8 protein-coding genes and 1 pseudogene are annotated in these 16,479 nt (G+C 46.2%); 6 read left to right on the forward strand and 3 right to left on the reverse strand.

What is annotated here, in order from left to right:
* The first annotated feature begins 2 nt into the window (after positions 1-2).
* The 3 genes from BP95_RS0108410 to BP95_RS0108425 all read left to right on the forward strand — a co-directional run bounded on the left by BP95_RS0108410 (position 3) and on the right by BP95_RS0108425 (position 4,179).
* Positions 3-1,283 (forward strand): MFS transporter, encoded by a 1,281-nt coding sequence (locus tag BP95_RS0108410; protein ID WP_028531892.1) that lies wholly within the window; start codon positions 3-5, stop codon positions 1,281-1,283.
* An 833-nt stretch (positions 1,284-2,116) separates the two neighbouring features.
* Entirely contained in the window at positions 2,117-2,446 is a 330-nt protein-coding gene (locus BP95_RS0108420) for a hypothetical protein (protein WP_028531894.1), read from the forward strand.
* Positions 2,447-3,309: 863 nt separating this feature from the next.
* A complete protein-coding gene (locus tag BP95_RS0108425) occupies positions 3,310-4,179 on the forward strand; it encodes a lipoate--protein ligase family protein (RefSeq protein WP_028531895.1) in 870 nt (289 codons plus the stop codon).
* Positions 4,180-4,185: 6 nt separating this feature from the next.
* On the opposite strand, the pseudogene BP95_RS32300 reads toward BP95_RS0108425, so the two are convergent.
* The 3 genes and pseudogenes from BP95_RS32300 to BP95_RS0108435 form a co-directional block, all read right to left on the reverse strand.
* Positions 4,186-4,374: pseudogene (locus BP95_RS32300) on the reverse strand (aldo/keto reductase); the annotation flags it as partial.
* 96 nt (positions 4,375-4,470) lie between these two features.
* The gene (gene cydB / locus BP95_RS0108430) at positions 4,471-5,487 is read right to left on the reverse strand and encodes a cytochrome d ubiquinol oxidase subunit II (protein WP_028531896.1); all 1,017 of its coding nucleotides are present in this window, start codon (positions 5,485-5,487) and stop codon (positions 4,471-4,473) included.
* A complete protein-coding gene (locus BP95_RS0108435; protein ID WP_021253964.1) occupies positions 5,471-6,880 on the reverse strand; it encodes a cytochrome ubiquinol oxidase subunit I in 1,410 nt (469 codons plus the stop codon). The genes cydB and BP95_RS0108435 overlap by 17 nt, the downstream gene beginning before the upstream one ends.
* A 445-nt stretch (positions 6,881-7,325) precedes the next feature.
* Here BP95_RS0108435 and pdxR point away from each other — a divergent pair, with 445 nt between their 5' ends.
* The 3 genes from pdxR to BP95_RS0108450 all read left to right on the forward strand — a co-directional run bounded on the left by pdxR (position 7,326) and on the right by BP95_RS0108450 (position 16,455).
* On the forward strand, positions 7,326-8,774 hold the full coding sequence (pdxR, locus tag BP95_RS0108440; RefSeq protein WP_021253963.1) for a MocR-like pyridoxine biosynthesis transcription factor PdxR: 1,449 nt from the start codon (positions 7,326-7,328) through the stop codon (positions 8,772-8,774).
* Positions 8,775-8,964: 190 nt separating this feature from the next.
* Complete coding sequence (locus BP95_RS0108445) at positions 8,965-12,492, forward strand: discoidin domain-containing protein (protein WP_028531897.1); 3,528 nt, start codon at positions 8,965-8,967, stop codon at positions 12,490-12,492.
* Between the two features lie 225 nt (positions 12,493-12,717).
* Entirely contained in the window at positions 12,718-16,455 is a 3,738-nt protein-coding gene (locus BP95_RS0108450; RefSeq protein WP_028531898.1) for a hypothetical protein, read from the forward strand.
* Positions 16,456-16,479: the final 24 nt, after the last annotated feature.

Here is a 16,479-nt window from a genome sequence, read left to right on the forward strand (position 1 = left end):
GCATGAGTAACAAGGTGGAAGGATTGTTAACGAACACAGATTTTCGCAGGCTCTGGATTGGGCAAACTGCATCACAGATTGGGACTCAGGTTGCATTATTAGGAATGCCATTAGTGGCAGCTCTCTATTTAGGGGCCAGTCCTATGCAAATGGGGTTGCTTGGTTTTGCCGAGTATGCGCCATTTATTATTTTCGGTTTGCTCGCTGGTGTATGGATAGACAGATTTCCCCGGCGACCAATTCTTGTTGCCGCTAACTTTTTCAGGGGTGCATTACTGCTCATTGTGCCGCTGACAGCCTCAACCGGATTCCTGAATATTACAGTTCTATATTTGGTAGCCTTCATAGTTGGTATCTGTACTGTCTTCTTTGATGTTGCCTATACATCCTTTTTGCCTTCCATTGTGAGCAAGGAGCAGCTTGTTGATGGGAATAGCAAACTAGAGACAAGTAAATCTACCGCACAAATTGCTGGGCCGGGTTTATCAGGCGGACTGGAACAGTTAATCACCGCTCCTTTTGCAATATTGTTCACGTCGGTATCCTTTTTTGTATCCGCTGTGTACATAGCCCGGATTCGCAAGTTGGAGACAGTTGTGACAGATGCGAAAAAACAAAAAAACATGTGGCTGGAAATGAAAGAAGGGCTGCATACGGTTTACACCAAACCGTTGCTGTGGGGAGTGGTACGCTGCTCAACAGTCTTTAACCTTTCCTGGAATGTTATTTTTAGTGTTTATGTTCTATATGCATCGCAAGAACTTAAAATCAGTGCAAGCATTCTTGGCATCATTTATGGAACGCTAGGAGTAGGGTACCTATTTGGTTCTCTGCTTGCCCAAAGGGCTGTACGTCGTTATGGAGTAGGTCCAACAATTGTGGGTTCCGCTACGCTCGCAGCAAGTGGCGGTTTACTTGCTCCATTAGCAGTAGGATCAGAACTAAGTATTGCGTTGATTATGATGCTCGGACAGCTTCTTTTCGGAATGGGTGTCTCCATGTTTAGCATTAGTACCATCAGTTTACGTCAAGTCATTGTTCCCGATGCCCTGCAAGGTCGCGTGAATGCTACATTTCGATTTATCTCGTGGGGTTCATTGCCGCTTGGTTCGTTAATTGGGGGGATGATAGGAGGGGCAATGGGTTTGCGGTTCGCTTTATTTGCGGGTGGCATTGGATTGTTAGCTTCGGCTTGTACATTATTGTTCACCCCATTTTTACAACTACGCGTGAAATCATTTCATGAATTAACACTGGACAAAGATATGTCTATAAATAGCTAAGTAGTGCCCTAAAAAGTAATATTCGATCAGGTTCGTAAGTTCAATGAAACAGCGACAGTCTAGGACTTAATTTTCTTGCCCCAGTCTAATACCATATTTTCTGCTGACAGATGGGATAATGGCGTTATACCCGAAACCGATTTTTTCACAATGTAGTGTATGAGGGTATGCACTCTTTTGGTTTCGGGATGAAGTAATACAAATGTACTGCAGATCGCAAAGAAGCCCGGGGATTTCCACCCTTGGGCTTCCTGCAATTACGGCTCCGAATCGTCAGTAGCCGTAATTCTGTCTTTGCCGATAACATAGCGTAGCCGTATCAAGAAATGAACTTGGCCTAATCACCAAGTAAGGTCGATTTGTTGGTAGCTATTAGAACCGGAATTTGGACTGAAAGAAACAGATGCTGGACCAAATGCTATAGTTACGCTATAACTTCCAAAAATATTACTCTTTGCTTCATTATATGCTCCTACGACACGGTTTATCGCTGTACTATTCTTCTTTTTCATTGTAAGTTTGGAAGTGCCTTTGAATTTAAAACCAGGTACTGCAACTTTTGTGCTATTAAATTCCCAGGCTGCCCCATACATGTGATACTGAACTGGTTGTCCATTATTACATGTTGAACTATCCGGAGCTGTCCATTGCCATCCATTGGCAATTGTGTAATCATATGTTTGAGTTGCACACGCATATTTTCCAGACTGAACTTCCCAGCCGTCTGGAACAGCAATCGCGATATTATTCTTGTATATTCAATTAACCTAATTCAAAACAATTATGAAGTTGATTCCTTTGTATAAAATAACTGAAAGGAGAGAACAAACTTGATGAATAAGAAAAAGTCCTTACAGTTGATTTTAACTGGAGCATTAATAGTTGCCGTTTTATTTTTCCTGTTTAGAAATTACAGTTCACCAGCTCACACTACATCTTTTATTGAAATTATTGAAAAAGGAACTAAAACTAACAGTAATGAGCCATGGGCTATTGTGAAAAACCCATTAGATGCTAAAGCAGAATCATTTAAATTAATTCTTGATACTTTTAATACTCAAAATCTTTTAGTTGTAGGTAAAACTTATCTTGTAACTTATGAACACTTCAAAAATGATAACACTTACAAATTAGTGATAATTGATGAAGTTGATACAAAATAAACCAAGTAATATATTACCAATATACCATTTTTATCTAAATCTCGCAATATTCGAAAGTTTCATAACTTCTTCGAGGGGAATTAAAAAAAAGTACAATCCCCGTTGTTGTGCAGACCAAAGGAGATGCTATGAATGTATCTATCATAGTAACAAGCAATATAAGGGCGCACAGACGGCCGCAGCGCGTATCTACGATAGCAATAACAAGCATGTAACGACTGTTACACTGGAGAAGACGGGCGGCAACTGAAAACAAGATACATTCGAGCTCTCGGTTACCTCCCATAAAAACGCAGTTACAGGCAAAACCATTATGTACCGTAAATTCTCTTCGGACTATACAGCGCCAGACGGCAAGTCTCGGGTTGAGATTGAATCTGACCCTGCAAGTGCAACCGGCATATCGGTTTGTAAGACTGTATTCGTATGGATTTACGGAAGTATGTACGATGACGTACAGAATCTCCAGATAAGAAACTAAACAAGGAAAAGTCCTATTTGGGGCTTTTTCTATGAAATTTACGAGATTCCTAGGCAATGCTAGAGAAACGAAAAAACGCCCATTGCTTTGGCGGGCATGGCGCTCTTCGTTCAAATACCATACGGGCGTCACCCATCCTTTGGAGGGATTTTTTACGAGTCTAGCAAAGGTGCAAAAGTCAGGGGCATTAGCGATGAATCTCTTATTTTCCGTAACGAACTCATCCATGTTAAGATACCTATAGATTGGATAGATTCAGAATTAGCCCGGTAATTCCGAATGGTTGGTCAAGATGACGCATAGTGTTGTTGATCCGTACTCTAGGAATCCGATGAGTATAAAGGTTCGGTAGGTTTTTATGATCGATAAGGGGGATGCGGAAATGGCGGAATGTACGGCTTCATTTCATATGGGAGAGGGACTAGACAATATCCTCGTGCTGGATCGCACGCAGCATCTGGAGGAGTCTGATATTCTGTATCCTTTTGCATTGGACGAGCTGCTGTGCAGACATACTGGCAAGGGAGGGCCCGCTGTATGTCACCTGTGGCGTCATCCGCGGGGCTTCGTGATGGGACTGCGTGACAGCAGATTGCCGCATGCGGCAGAGGCGCAGCAATGGCTAGAGTCGCTTGGCTACTCGACGGCTGTCCGCAGCACGGGCGGGGCGGCCGTACCACTTGATTTGGGCGTTGTGAACATTTCCCTGATCTTGCCGAAGGAAGGGATGGGCGACAAATGCTTCCGATCGGACTATGAGCGCATGTATCAGTTGATCAAGCTTGCACTGCAGAACACGGGCTACACGATCGACAAGGGTGAAATCGATGGCGCATACTGCCCTGGCGATTTTGATCTCAGCATTGGCGGCATCAAGTTTTGCGGCATTGCACAGCGGCGTCAAGCTCATGCCTTTGTCGTGCAGGCATTCGTCATCTGCGGGGGTTCGGGCAAGGAGAGCGCCGAGCTCGTCCGCTCCTTCTATGAGCGTGCTGCGTTGGGTGAGGTGCAACCGGATCATCCTGTTGTGACCGAAGATAAGACAGGCAGTCTGGAAGAACTGGCTTCGCTCGGCAGCACTGTTGGCGGCGGGGCGGCTCACGTATTTATTGAATCTGTCAAGCAAGTGATCCGAGAACGCCAGTCCGAGCGTTGTCTCGAACAAGCGTCCTCAGGATTGTGGCTCCCAGAGCCAGAGCAAGTGCACGAGGTTATCCATACATTGCGTGAACGTTATGGAATCAAAGCGTGAGAGTCTAAGCACTGCTTCTGCCCGTGTATCTGAGTACACATCTGCGGTGTCGAATGTAGTGATCCCAGCTTCCAGCGCAGCATGTACACAAGCCTGGGCTGCATGAACGTCCACTTGGGCGCCGTGAGTTATCCAATTCCCAAAAGCAATCTCGCTCACAGATAATCCGCTTGTACCAAGCTTTCGCGAGTTCACTCTAACCCTTCCTTTTTCAGGTAACGGTTCGAGCATAGCAAGCTTATAGTAATTGGTGAAATACTCATTATTTTGCGTATTGATTCGAGAATCCTATTAATACTCCAGATGCTCCTTATCATCGATCCGCTTGCGGAAGACGTAGTAGCTCCAAATTTGATATCCGAGCACGAACGGCAGAATCGTCAGCGAGATATATGTCATCACCTTCAGCGAGTAAGCGCCGGAAGCCGCATTCATAATCGTCAGATTGAACTCAGGGCTGATCGAGCTGACCATCACTCGTGGGAACAAGCCGATGAACATGCTCACGGCCGATAGAATGATAACGGCCCCTGTCATGGCGAACGCCAGTCCATCCCGCTCACGCTTAATGAATGACATGGCCAAGAGCAATACGCCCCCAGCTAACAGCGGCAGGATAAGCCAACCTCTGCCATGAACCGTATAAATATCAGTGCTGACATATGTCATCATGGCGAACAGCAGCAGGACGATGACAACTGCCGGGCTGACATCGCGAGCTGCCTTCCGTGCCCGCTCCCGCAGGTTGCCGGTGGTTCGCAGCGTAATGAAGACGAGTCCGTGCAGAATGCATATCATGACTACGGCCACACCGCCAGCGAGGGAATATCCGTTCAGCAGGTCAAACACACTCCCGACCATTTCTTTGTTCCCGTCAATCGGCACACCGCGAATGATATTGGCGAATACGACACCGAATAGGAAAGGAGGCAGCAGACTACCAATGAAAATCGCGGCATCCCACGCTTTCCTCCAAGCGCCATAATCCATCTTGCCCCTGAACTCGAACGCGACACCGCGCGCGATAAGCGCCAGCAGCAGCACGACGAACGGGATATAGAAACCGCTGAACATCGTCGCATACCATTCCGGAAAGGCAGCGAACATAGCCCCCCCGGCCGTAATTAACCATACCTCGTTCGCATCCCAATAAGGACCGATTGTGTTGATAATGATGCGGCGCTCATGATCCGTCTTCCCGAGGAACCTGGCGACCATGCCTACGCCGAAGTCAAATCCTTCAAGGAAGAAGAAGCCGACGAACAGCACGGCGACGAGCATGAACCATAACTCATTTAGCGATAGCATGCCTTACCTCCTTATCAAATGGATCGTAATTCTTCATATCTTCTTCCCCCGGTTCTTCCATCTGCTCATCTTTACGTATCACCTTGACGAAGAGAACAGCGTCGATAATGGCGAGTACCGCATAAATGGTCGTGAACGCAATGAGCGAGAAGAGAAGTTCTTCCGCCGTAACTGTCGGCGATATGGCGTCCTCTGTACGCATAACTCCGAACACAACCCACGGCTGACGACCCATCTCGGCCATAAGCCATCCCGCCGAATTGGCGAGGAACGGAAAGGCGATCATGCCAACCATCAGCTTCAAGAACCATGGGCGCTGCTCCAGCTTCTTCTTGCGGGATAATATCAGGCCGTAAATGCCGACAAGGCACATGAGCCCTCCTGCGGCAACCATCATGCGGAAGCTCCAGAACGTCATCTTGACCGATGGAATATAATTGCCGGGCCCGTACTTCTGTTCATAGCGTGCTTGAATCTGATTCATCCCTTCTACACTGCCGCTAAGCTTGTTGTACGATAGCAGACTGAGCATATATGGAACTTGGATTTTGAAAGAGTTCTCTTTCTTTTCCGTATCGATTGTGGCAAATAACGTGAACGGTGCCGGATCCTCACTCGTATCCCAGAGCGCCTCGGCCGCTGCCATCTTCATCGGCTGAGAAGTGAGCAGATGCTGCGCCTGTGCATGCCCAATGTAGGCAACGATGACGGACGAAATCAAGGCAACGGTAATCGAGACGCGGAACGAACGGCGGAACATGTCCGGATTGTGTCCACGCAGCAGTTTCCAAGCGCTGACGCCTGACATGAAGAAGGCGCCGGTTGCGAATGCGGCGAACAGCGTATGCGGAAATTGCAGCCACAATTGCGGATTCGTAATAAGTGCGAAGAAGTCGCTCATCTCTGCCCGTCCATTGTTGAATTCATATCCGACAGGCGCATGCATGAACGAGTTGGCGGTCAAGATCCAGAACGCGGACAACACGGTACCGATCGAGACGATCCAGATGCAAGCGAGATGAACGCGCTTCGATAAGCGCTCCCAGCCGAACACCCATAAGCCGATGAAGGTGGATTCCATAAAGAAGGCGAGCAGACCTTCGATGGCAAGCGATGGCCCGAACACATCACCGACGAAGCGGGAATAATTCGACCAGTTCATCCCGAACTGAAACTCCTGCAAAATGCCGGTGACGACGCCAACTGCGAAGTTAATCAGAAATAATTTGCTCCAGAACAAGGCAGCTTGCTTATAAATCTCCTTGCCCTTGACGACATAGAGCGTCTCTAATACGGCGATTAAAAACGCCAGTCCAATCGTCATGGGGACGAAGATGTAGTGGAATAAAGTTGTTGATGCGAATTGGATTCGCGCGAGAATGACCTGATCCATAGAGGCCTCCTTGTGATGAAAATGTGATTGTTGTGCAACAAGAAAAAGGTCTGTGAGATTCGAATAATGTGAATGTCTTCACGTTATGTGGTGCTGTTAGTGTGACACTCGTTAAGATTCAGTCGTTAAGAAAAGCGTTAGGTTATGAGCTTGACGAGGCTGTACGTACATCGCAGCACACATCATTGCACACATCGTACATACTCTTGTCATATGGCACTGGCAGCCAGTCAAGTGAAGTTCTCACGTTCAGCATTATCTTAGAGCAGACTGGATGGGATGTCGCCATCCATTTCAACAGGGCGGGGTCATCCATGTTCAAGAGACTGACACAGAGTTGACAACGTTTCGATGAAAAGGGTCAGTACGAGATCATGAAGAGCAATGATATACTTATTTATATGTGATAAAAATCACAGATCAAGAAAGCAAGAGGTGTATTTCCATGTGGCAACCGGATCGTTCCAGCAATCAACCACTATATCAGCAGATTGCCGCATATATCGAGCGCAGCATTTATAACGGTGAATTTTCTCCGGGAAGCGTCCTTCCATCGGAACGCAAATTTGCCGAGCAAATACATGTAAATCGAAGCACAATCGTTCAAGCTTATGAAGAGCTGCGTGCTGCAGGCATTATCGAAAGCATGGTCGGTAGTGGTACTCGAGTAAGCAAGTCGAAGTGGGGGGCAGACTCTCAACAAACGCCAGATTGGCATCAATATTTAGATAGCTGCAAGCTAGTCCAGCCTGATCCGGTATACGCCGAATTGATTCGTTCCGCACTGGATTCGGACAGCAACTGTATAGACTTTGCCAGCGGAGAACTGTCACCCGATTTGTCGCCAAATGAAGAGATGAGGATGCTTCTGAGCGAGCATCTGCTGCATGAGGACATGAGCTATGACGATCCTCAGGGCTATGTGCCGCTGCGGGAGGTTCTGTCCACTTCTTTACATCAATATCGCGGCATTCGAACGACAGCATCATCGATTCTCGTTACATCAGGGTCTCATCAATCGCTCTATTTAATAACTCGCCGATTGCTTCAGCCTGGGGATGCGATCGCGATCGAGGATCCTTCCTACTATTATTCTCTGCCTATGTTTCACTCGGCGGGCTTGCGCTTGTTTCGGCTGCCTGTAGACGAGAAGGGGGTATGTCCGGAAGGGATATTGTCCTTGTATCGGGAGCACAACATACGGATGATATTCGTGAATCCGAATTACCATAATCCAACGGGCCGTGTGCTTGACCCCTCTAGACGGGAACAATTGCTTGAGATTTGCGGCAACCTAGGCATTCCCATTGTAGAGGATGATCCGTTCAGCTTGACGTCCTTCACAGGCAATCCGCCGCCGACACTGAAATCGATTGATACAAACAATACCGTCATTTATATTGGCTCATTATCCAAAGTTGTAGCGTCAGGCCTGCGGATCGGATGGATGGTTGCCCCGCAGTCTGTTATCACGCGGCTTGCTGCTGAACGACAGCAAATCGACTTCGGAATGAGTGTGCTGCCACAGCGGATCGCCGCACGTTTGCTGTCGGAAACTTATTTTGACCGCCATTTGGTACGGCTGCGGCAGGAACTCCTCAAGAAACGGAACTTGCTTATCGATGCGCTGCAGCGCGAACTTCCAGGGGAGGTGGCATATTCCCTTCCACAAGGAGGTCTGCACTTATGGTGCAAAGTAAAAACATCGATTCCTGATGCAAAATTGCTAGAGGAAAGCATAAAGCGAGGGGTTCTCTATAATCCTGGTACGGTCTACGGTTCAGAACCTGGGTATGTCCGGTTTACGTATGCAAGGCCGCATGAGGATGAAATTGGGTTAGGAATAGCGCGATTTGCTCAAGCGATTCATGCATCACAGCAGCGAGCAAAATGATTCATACCGGAGTAGAAATTCAAAAAAAGAAATGCAATTGGAAAGTTCCTCCTTTCTAGTTGCATTTTTTTGTAATATGATAGAGAGGAAAGAAAAAGAAAGCGTTTGCGAAATTGAGCGCAGATGAGATTGGAGGGAGGAAGAAGGAGGGACTATGCTATCCGATAACTAGATGAGATGGAGGGAAATAATGAAGAGATCTATGTATTTGAAAGCGGTTTCGATGCTGCTCAGTTTGATGGTTGTTATGACCTCGACGCTTACAGTAGTACAGCCTAAGGCGTACGCTCAACCAAACGGGCAGGAGAATGTAAAGGTGGAGCATCAAGATGAAGGCTCAGTCCTATCTAAACCAGATAAGGGTGATGGGACTCCGCCGAGCGTTACAGATGTCGTGTATGACAAGGACGGCAATATCCTTCCGAATCCGATTGGAGACTCCAATGAGGAAGCTGCTCGTCTCCTCGCGGCTGCTACATTTAGCGGAACGAATCTAGCTCTGCATAAGCCAGCCTTTTCCTCCGGTAATGAAGTAGATTATTTGGGGCCTGAGCTGGCTGTAGACGGAAAAGGGAATACAAGATGGTCTTCGGCGAAGGAAGATGATCAATGGTTCTATGTAGATCTCGGAGAGAAAAAAGCATTCGATCGTGTCGTAATCCGTTGGCAAACGCCGGCCGATACATACAAGATCCTCGTATCGGATGACGCTCAGAATTGGACGAATGTGAAGGACAACGATGGTTCCATCCAATGTAAGGGCGGTGTGGAGACGGTTGATTTCCCTTCCCTCGAAGCTCGTTATGTGAAGTTCCAAGGTGTGAAGCGTGCTCCTGTCGATGGAGTACTGTATGGCTATTCCTTTTTTGAATTTGAGGTGTATCAATTGAATGACTTGCAATCTGTCATTGACAAGGTGACGGCAGCGCTCACGGTGCAAGCCGGACAGACGAAGCTCGATTGGTCCACTGCAGGAGTGCCGGAAGGCTACAGCGTCAGTGTATTTGGTAGCGACAGGGTTCCTGTCATCGACCGTGAAGGCAACATCCGTACACCACTAGTAGACGCCAAGGTGAATCTGATGATTCAGGTGGAGGATCAGAATAATCCAGACCGGAAGCTGCTGTCAGGAAGTATCCCCGTAATCGTTCCAGGCTTGCATAAGCAGACATCGGATCGCAATTCCGAGCCGGAAGTAATCCCTTCTCTGCGCGAATGGTACGGGGATTCGGGCAATTTCCAGTTAAAGAAATCTTCGCGAATTGTAGTCAATCCAAAGGATGAGTCTTTGCTCCGTAAGGCGGCAGAGCTGACTAGCGCAGATGTATTGGATCTGACGGGATACCAGCTTGCGGTAGTCTCTGGGACGCCGAAATCTGGGGATTTGTATCTGTCGATTGATCCTTCTTTATCATGGCTTGGCGATGAAGGAAACGTATTCAAGGTAGGGGAGTATGTATCCATTACCTCTTCTTCAGCTAAGGGAGCTTTCTTCGGAACGAGAACAGCGCTCCAAATCATTAAGCAGAATAAGGACTTGACGATTCCACGAGGTGAAGCAAGGGATTATCCGAAGTATGAGAAGCGTGGACTCATGATCGACGTAGCCCGCAAATTCTTCACGGTTGATTTCCTTCGCGATTATGTGAAGCTGTTGTCATGGTACAAGATGAACATGTTCCAAATTCACTTGAATGATGACGTCGGGGAGCCATTCGCAGATGGCACACGTGCAGCATACCGCTTAGAAAGCACGACGTATCCTGGACTTGCTAGTGCCAGTGGGCATTATACGAAGCAAGAATTCAAGGATTTGCAGCTCATGGGCATGGACTATGGCATTAATATCATCCCGGAAATCGACACACCCGGACATTCTCGCGCATTCACGACCTACAACCCGGCGCTTGGAGACGATTCCCATTTGGACATTTCTAAGCCGGAAACCGTGGAATTCATCAAGAACTTATTCAATGAGTATATAGATGGAAGTGACCCAACATTCGTCGGGCCAGAAGTGCATATTGGCACGGATGAATATTGGGGTCCGGATATCGAGCGCTACCGTTGGTACATGGATACACTCGTGAAGCATATTAACAGCAAAGGCAAGCACCCGCACATGTGGGGAGGCTTGACCCAATATACCGGAACGACGCCGATTAGCAATGACGCAACGATGGACATCTGGTATGAGCCATACGGTGCGCCACAGCAGGCGGTGGATCTCGGCTATGATGTCATCAACTCGCAGAATGTATACATGTACATTGTGCCTACCCTATACGGAAACTACTTGAATTCGCAATTCCTGTACGATGAGTGGGAGCCGAACAAGTGGGAGAACACATCGCTGCCACTTGGCCATCCGCGCGTGAAGGGCGGCATGTTCTCCATGTGGAATGACGTATCTGAAGCGAATGGCTTGTCAATGGACGATGCGCATATCCGATTGCTGCCTGGCATACAGGTCGTGGCAGAGAAGCTGTGGACGGGAACGCGCGATGATAAATCCTTTGCGCAATTTAACAATCGTACAAAGGTGATCGGTGATGCGCCGAATGCCGATCGTTCCCACAAAATTACAGTAAACAATCCAGACAATCTCGTTATGCAGTACATGTTCGAGAAGGGATTTAAGGATGGCTCGGGCAATGGATTTGATGGCAAGGCAGTCAATGTGGATATAACGGAAGGAAAATATGAACAGGGGGCGCATTTCAACGGCGGCAAGAGCTACATCGAGACGCCAGTTGATGCGATTGGGTTCGGTTGGACCGCGTCCATGTGGATCAAGCCGGACAAGGATAATCCAGATGACGCTGTCTTGATGGAATCGCCTGTTGGTACGATGAAATTGAAGCAGGGCAACACAGGAAAGCTCGGATTTAGCAAGGAGCATTATAACAGCACGTTCAATTATGTCGTTCCGGAAGACAAGTGGACCCATATCTTGCTGAAGGGCGATGACAAGGGTGTATCCCTGTTCGTCAATATTGATGAGTATGTGGAACGTTTGGAAATGCAATATCCAAAGATGAATACGCTTGTCTTGCCGACGCTTCGCATTGGAAGCGAGACGAACGCATTTAAGGGCATGTTGGATAATGTGGTCATCTACAACAAAGCAATCGAGCTGCTCAGCACGGAAAATCTGGCTCTGCACAAGGCTACGGAATCCTCGGAGCCAGAGTTCCCATACTATTCCTCCGACAAGGCCGTAGATGGCAATCCGTCTACTCGCTGGGCCAGCAAGTATGTGGATGATGCTTGGTTCCTTGTAGACTTGGGAGAGGTCAAGGATATCAATAAGGTAATTATCAAGTGGGAAGGCGCCTATGCGGAGAAGTATCAGCTTCTTGTATCTGATGACAAGACGAACTGGAGAAATATTTCCGGTGAAGGCGGAGTCATTGAGTCCAAGGGTAAAATGGACATTCTCGAATTTAACACGACGTCAGCTCGCTATGTGAAGTTCCAAGGCATCCAGCGGGCAACCGTCTTCGGCAACTCTTTCTACGAGTTTGAGGTATATTCACCAGGGCAAATTCCTGAATACAAGCAGTTGATCGCTACCATGGATGATATGCTGGCGAAGATCGGCAACAAGGGGAAATGGTACAAATTAATGCTCGAAGTGCTGAACCGATACCCATACGATGCCAATCGTCCGATTGATGAGATGAAGACGCTCATGTCGAAGCTTGAACCGAAATAACAGATAGACTGTTGAAATAATTAAAAAACTCGCTTCCTTGCTGGAGGCGAGTTTTTTTGTGCAGATGAAAGAAGATACATCGGTCTTTTGATCTAAAATAGTAGATGATATTCCTGATTTTAGGGATTAAAAAAGGGACTTTTCCCCTATTAATATTCCTTATTATGGAACTGTTAAAGAATAGTGAATGTTAAATTCTAGAATTTGAATGAAAAGGAGAATAAGATGATTTATAAGAAGCTAATAAAGTGTGTTCTTGCTATCGCTATAGCGATAAGTATTCCGGGAACGGGACAAGTGTTAGCGCTTGACCTAGAGGAGGAAGAGGTTAATGCTCCATTGCCGGAAGATATTGAATCTGATGTTCCAACTATACCTGTTACAGAAAATGTATACGGAGATAGGGTGATGATGGCCGCAGAGTATACGGAATTCGTTATCAATCCAGGAGAGTCGTATGAATTCTCGTTTGATGTCTCATCGACTACTCGTACGATTTATACAGATGCAAGTCAATCCAAAGGCATCTTTTATGATTATGTTGTATATGGAAAAAAGGGTGATGCCAAGCGGAAGGGCATGGATCGTACGGGAGTCATAAATTTTGATACGGATGAGACAGTAGTTATCAGTATACCAACTGAATCTAATCCGATGACGGTGAAGATTCGCGACGATGCTACTTACTCCATAACATCTGAACCTGCTTTATTAAGATTTACCCTACAGAAAGGGGAAAGCTACCGCCTCCTTAATGTTGGCCCGAACGGGTCAAAATCAATCGCGAGCAACGTATCTTCAAGTCAAGAGCGGCGCTATGACTATTCTGTGTACAATGCTGATGGCAAGAGGGTTAGTGGGGCCTACTACTCTGTAGGCAAACCACAGATTTCTAATGACGAGGAGTTAATTATTACAGGAGTAACTTCGAACCCTGTGACGATAGGATTTCCTTACCGAATCGCAGATGGAGAAGTGAGTGATGAGCCTGCTTATTTACGCATTGATTTGAACCCTGGTGAAAGCTATGAACTGACCAATCTAAGTACGAAAACGGAAATCATTCAATTTGAAAATCCAAGCAAACACCGATTTGATTATGTAATTTATAAGCCGGACGGAACAGAACACACCCATAGATCGAACAGCAGCAGTGAGCCGAGTGTTCAATCGGGCTATAAGATCGTTATAACATTAGTTAGCGATAACCCTACTACGATAGGCGCACCTTATCGAGCGTTCGAGGGCAGCGATTCTGATGAAGCAATTCATCGTATCACAGTAAGCCGAGGTGAGTCCTATATCATTTCAAATAATAGTAGCAAGAGCCACTCACTGCATAATGATGCGGTTAAGCTTGGAGGAACATTTGATTATGTAACTTACAGAGCGGATGGAGCGCGTCTATATGATGAGATGAACTCCAAGAAGCAGCCGGGTATATCATCAGGAGCATCGACAATTGTCACGGTTCAAACGGACATACCAGTAACCTTTGAATATACGGATGATTTTTCAATGGAATATACCGGAGAACCAGCTTATGTTCGTGCAACATTAACACAAGGGCAGACTCATGAGTTCACGAACAGAAGCGAGGGCCCAGCCTATCTACGCAGTGACTCTACCTATTCTGGAGGAAGATTTGATTATGTCATTTACTATCCAGATGGAACCGAACGGTCGAGAGGGAAAAATTCATATAGTAAACCGAATGTGCCTGCAGGCCATACAATCATAGTTACCAATGTAACGGATATACCTATCACGTTTGGTGGCCCATATCGCATATTCGCTGAGCAGGAGAACCCAGGTGAGGCAATCCAGCGCATTACGGTGAATCAAGGTGAATCCTATGTATTTCATAATAATGGTTCACGAATGCAATCTGTTCGAAATGATGCCCCTAAGGTAAAAGGGTCATTTGATTATGTTGTATATGAAGCAGACGGGAACATTCACGGCAATGGGATTAATTCGAAAGTTGCAACGTATATCCCGGCGGGAGGCTATGCGATTGTGACTTCTCAGTCTCTCGAGCCAATTACTTTTGAGTACGCCGATACTATTACTATTCAGCAAAGTTCCGATCCATCTCATCTGCGTGTCACACTTACGCAAGGGAAAAGCTATGAATTCACGAATGTAAGCACGAAAACAAGAACGCTGAATAATGATGCAACCATCTCTACGAGTGGAAAATTTGATTATGTTATTTATCGTGCAGATGGTACTGAAAGCAGTAGTGGATTAAGCACCTCTTACAGCCAATCAGTTGCAGCGGGCGATCGAATCGTAGTGACGACAGTGTCTGAGGCACCTGTAACCTTTATCGGAATTTACACGGTGTTTAAGGGTCAAGAAAACGCTAGCGGCACGTATCAACAAATTACGATAAATAAGAATGAATCTTACGCATTCTTAAATAAGGGTCCATCAGGAATGGTTATCAGAAAAGATGTCACTTCTGAACATGGGTCAATAGATACAGTAGTATACGATGCAATGGGAAAAGTGGCGAGTAAAACGCCGGACTCAACAAGTAGCTTCACAACATCGGTATCTGGAAAAATGATTGTAACCGTCACATCATCTGCACCTGTGGTACTTCGGTACAATGACGGCATCTCTGTTGAAAAGTCAGCTCATCCTGCTATGCTCCGTGCTTTAGTAGCAAAAGGGAATAGTTATTCTTTTACAAATATAAGCGACTCTACGGAAACGTTATTTTCTCTCCCGGGAGGACTGCAGTATGAATACGCTTATATTCTAACGGGACCTGACGGTCATATTCAGAAAATGAGTGATCGATATGTCGGTACATTAAGTATTCCTGCAGGATGCAACGTAGTGGTTACAACTGTAAGTGCCGAGTCGATTACCTTCGCTGGTGTATATACTTCCTTCCAAGGAGGAGAAACTGTTACGCCAGGGAAATCGTTCAAAGTAAACAAAGATGAGAGCTACGTACTCGTAAACCAACACAACCAGTCCGTATTGCTTGAAAATTTGGCACCGTCAGATGTAGGTCGTCACTATGATTACGCAGTATATGATGTTCAAAATATTCCACTAAGCGCTCAATTGGAGCATGTAGGCAATGTGACTATACCTGCTGGTGGCACGGTTGTGATTACAGGGACCTCCGAACTTCCTGTTCTCTTCAAGGAGAATGACAAGATTATCGCGACTCCGAGCAGAGAACCAGCTCTGCTTAAGAGAGTGCTCGAGTTGAATCAGCAAGTCATGTTCCAGAACAAGACGTATTCGACAGCTCACGTCGTAACCGATGCATCGAAGGCGAATGCGAAATTCTATGATTATGTTGCTTATAAGGCAGATGGAAGCATTCATAAGCAAGGCACTCAAGCAGAAACGAGTGCAGAAGTTCCTGGTGGAGGCAATGTTCGGATTACAGTGACTTCCAATTCACCAGTCAAGTTCGGAGCGCCATATCGAGCCTTTACGATTTCTAGAGGGGATGTCGTATTTGAGGAATTACTAAATAACGTACAGAAAACGGTGATTAAACAGCTAAATCAAACCGGCTACTACAAGTATAAAGCGTTACGTACCGGAGTGGTTCGGTTTGTGACGAAAGAAAAAGAACCATTTGAGCTGCAGCCTGTCATCACACTATATGCAGATGAGTCACTGACGAAACCAATTAAGGCCTCCAAAGAAGTAAAGCAAGTGCACGGGGAAGACTACACAGTACTAGAATATGAACTGACAATTAATCAAGTCTACTATTTGACTTTGGAAGAAGAGAAAGGCAAAGGGCTAGATGTTGTTCTTGTTGCAGCATCCTTGTACTTGCTGCCTAAAACAACTTACCAATACAACTATGGAAATAACACATTAAGCAAAATAACACTCTATACAGGTGATGAAATTCAATTCGAATACGATGCCAGAGGGAATCTGATCAAGAGAACGAAAAAGGTTTATCCATTTAAATAGTAAAAATAAGTTCTTGAATTTGAA

It is taken from the genome of Paenibacillus sp. UNC217MF (assembly GCF_000686865.1).
Taxonomy (GTDB): Bacteria; Bacillota; Bacilli; order Paenibacillales; family Paenibacillaceae; genus Paenibacillus_B; species Paenibacillus_B suaedae.

Coding starts and splice junctions, on each gene's coding strand:
- BP95_RS0108450 (WP_028531898.1), top strand. CDS start 12,718: ATGATTTATAAGAAGCTAATAAAGTGTGTTCTTGCTATCGCTATAGCG.
- BP95_RS0108435 (WP_021253964.1), bottom strand. CDS start 6,880: ATGGATCAGGTCATTCTCGCGCGAATCCAATTCGCATCAACAACTTTA.
- cydB (WP_028531896.1), bottom strand. CDS start 5,487: ATGCTATCGCTAAATGAGTTATGGTTCATGCTCGTCGCCGTGCTGTTC.
- BP95_RS0108410 (WP_028531892.1), top strand. CDS start 3: ATGAGTAACAAGGTGGAAGGATTGTTAACGAACACAGATTTTCGCAGG.
- BP95_RS0108425 (WP_028531895.1), top strand. CDS start 3,310: ATGGCGGAATGTACGGCTTCATTTCATATGGGAGAGGGACTAGACAAT.
- BP95_RS0108420 (WP_028531894.1), top strand. CDS start 2,117: ATGAATAAGAAAAAGTCCTTACAGTTGATTTTAACTGGAGCATTAATA.
- pdxR (WP_021253963.1), top strand. CDS start 7,326: ATGTGGCAACCGGATCGTTCCAGCAATCAACCACTATATCAGCAGATT.
- BP95_RS0108445 (WP_028531897.1), top strand. CDS start 8,965: ATGAAGAGATCTATGTATTTGAAAGCGGTTTCGATGCTGCTCAGTTTG.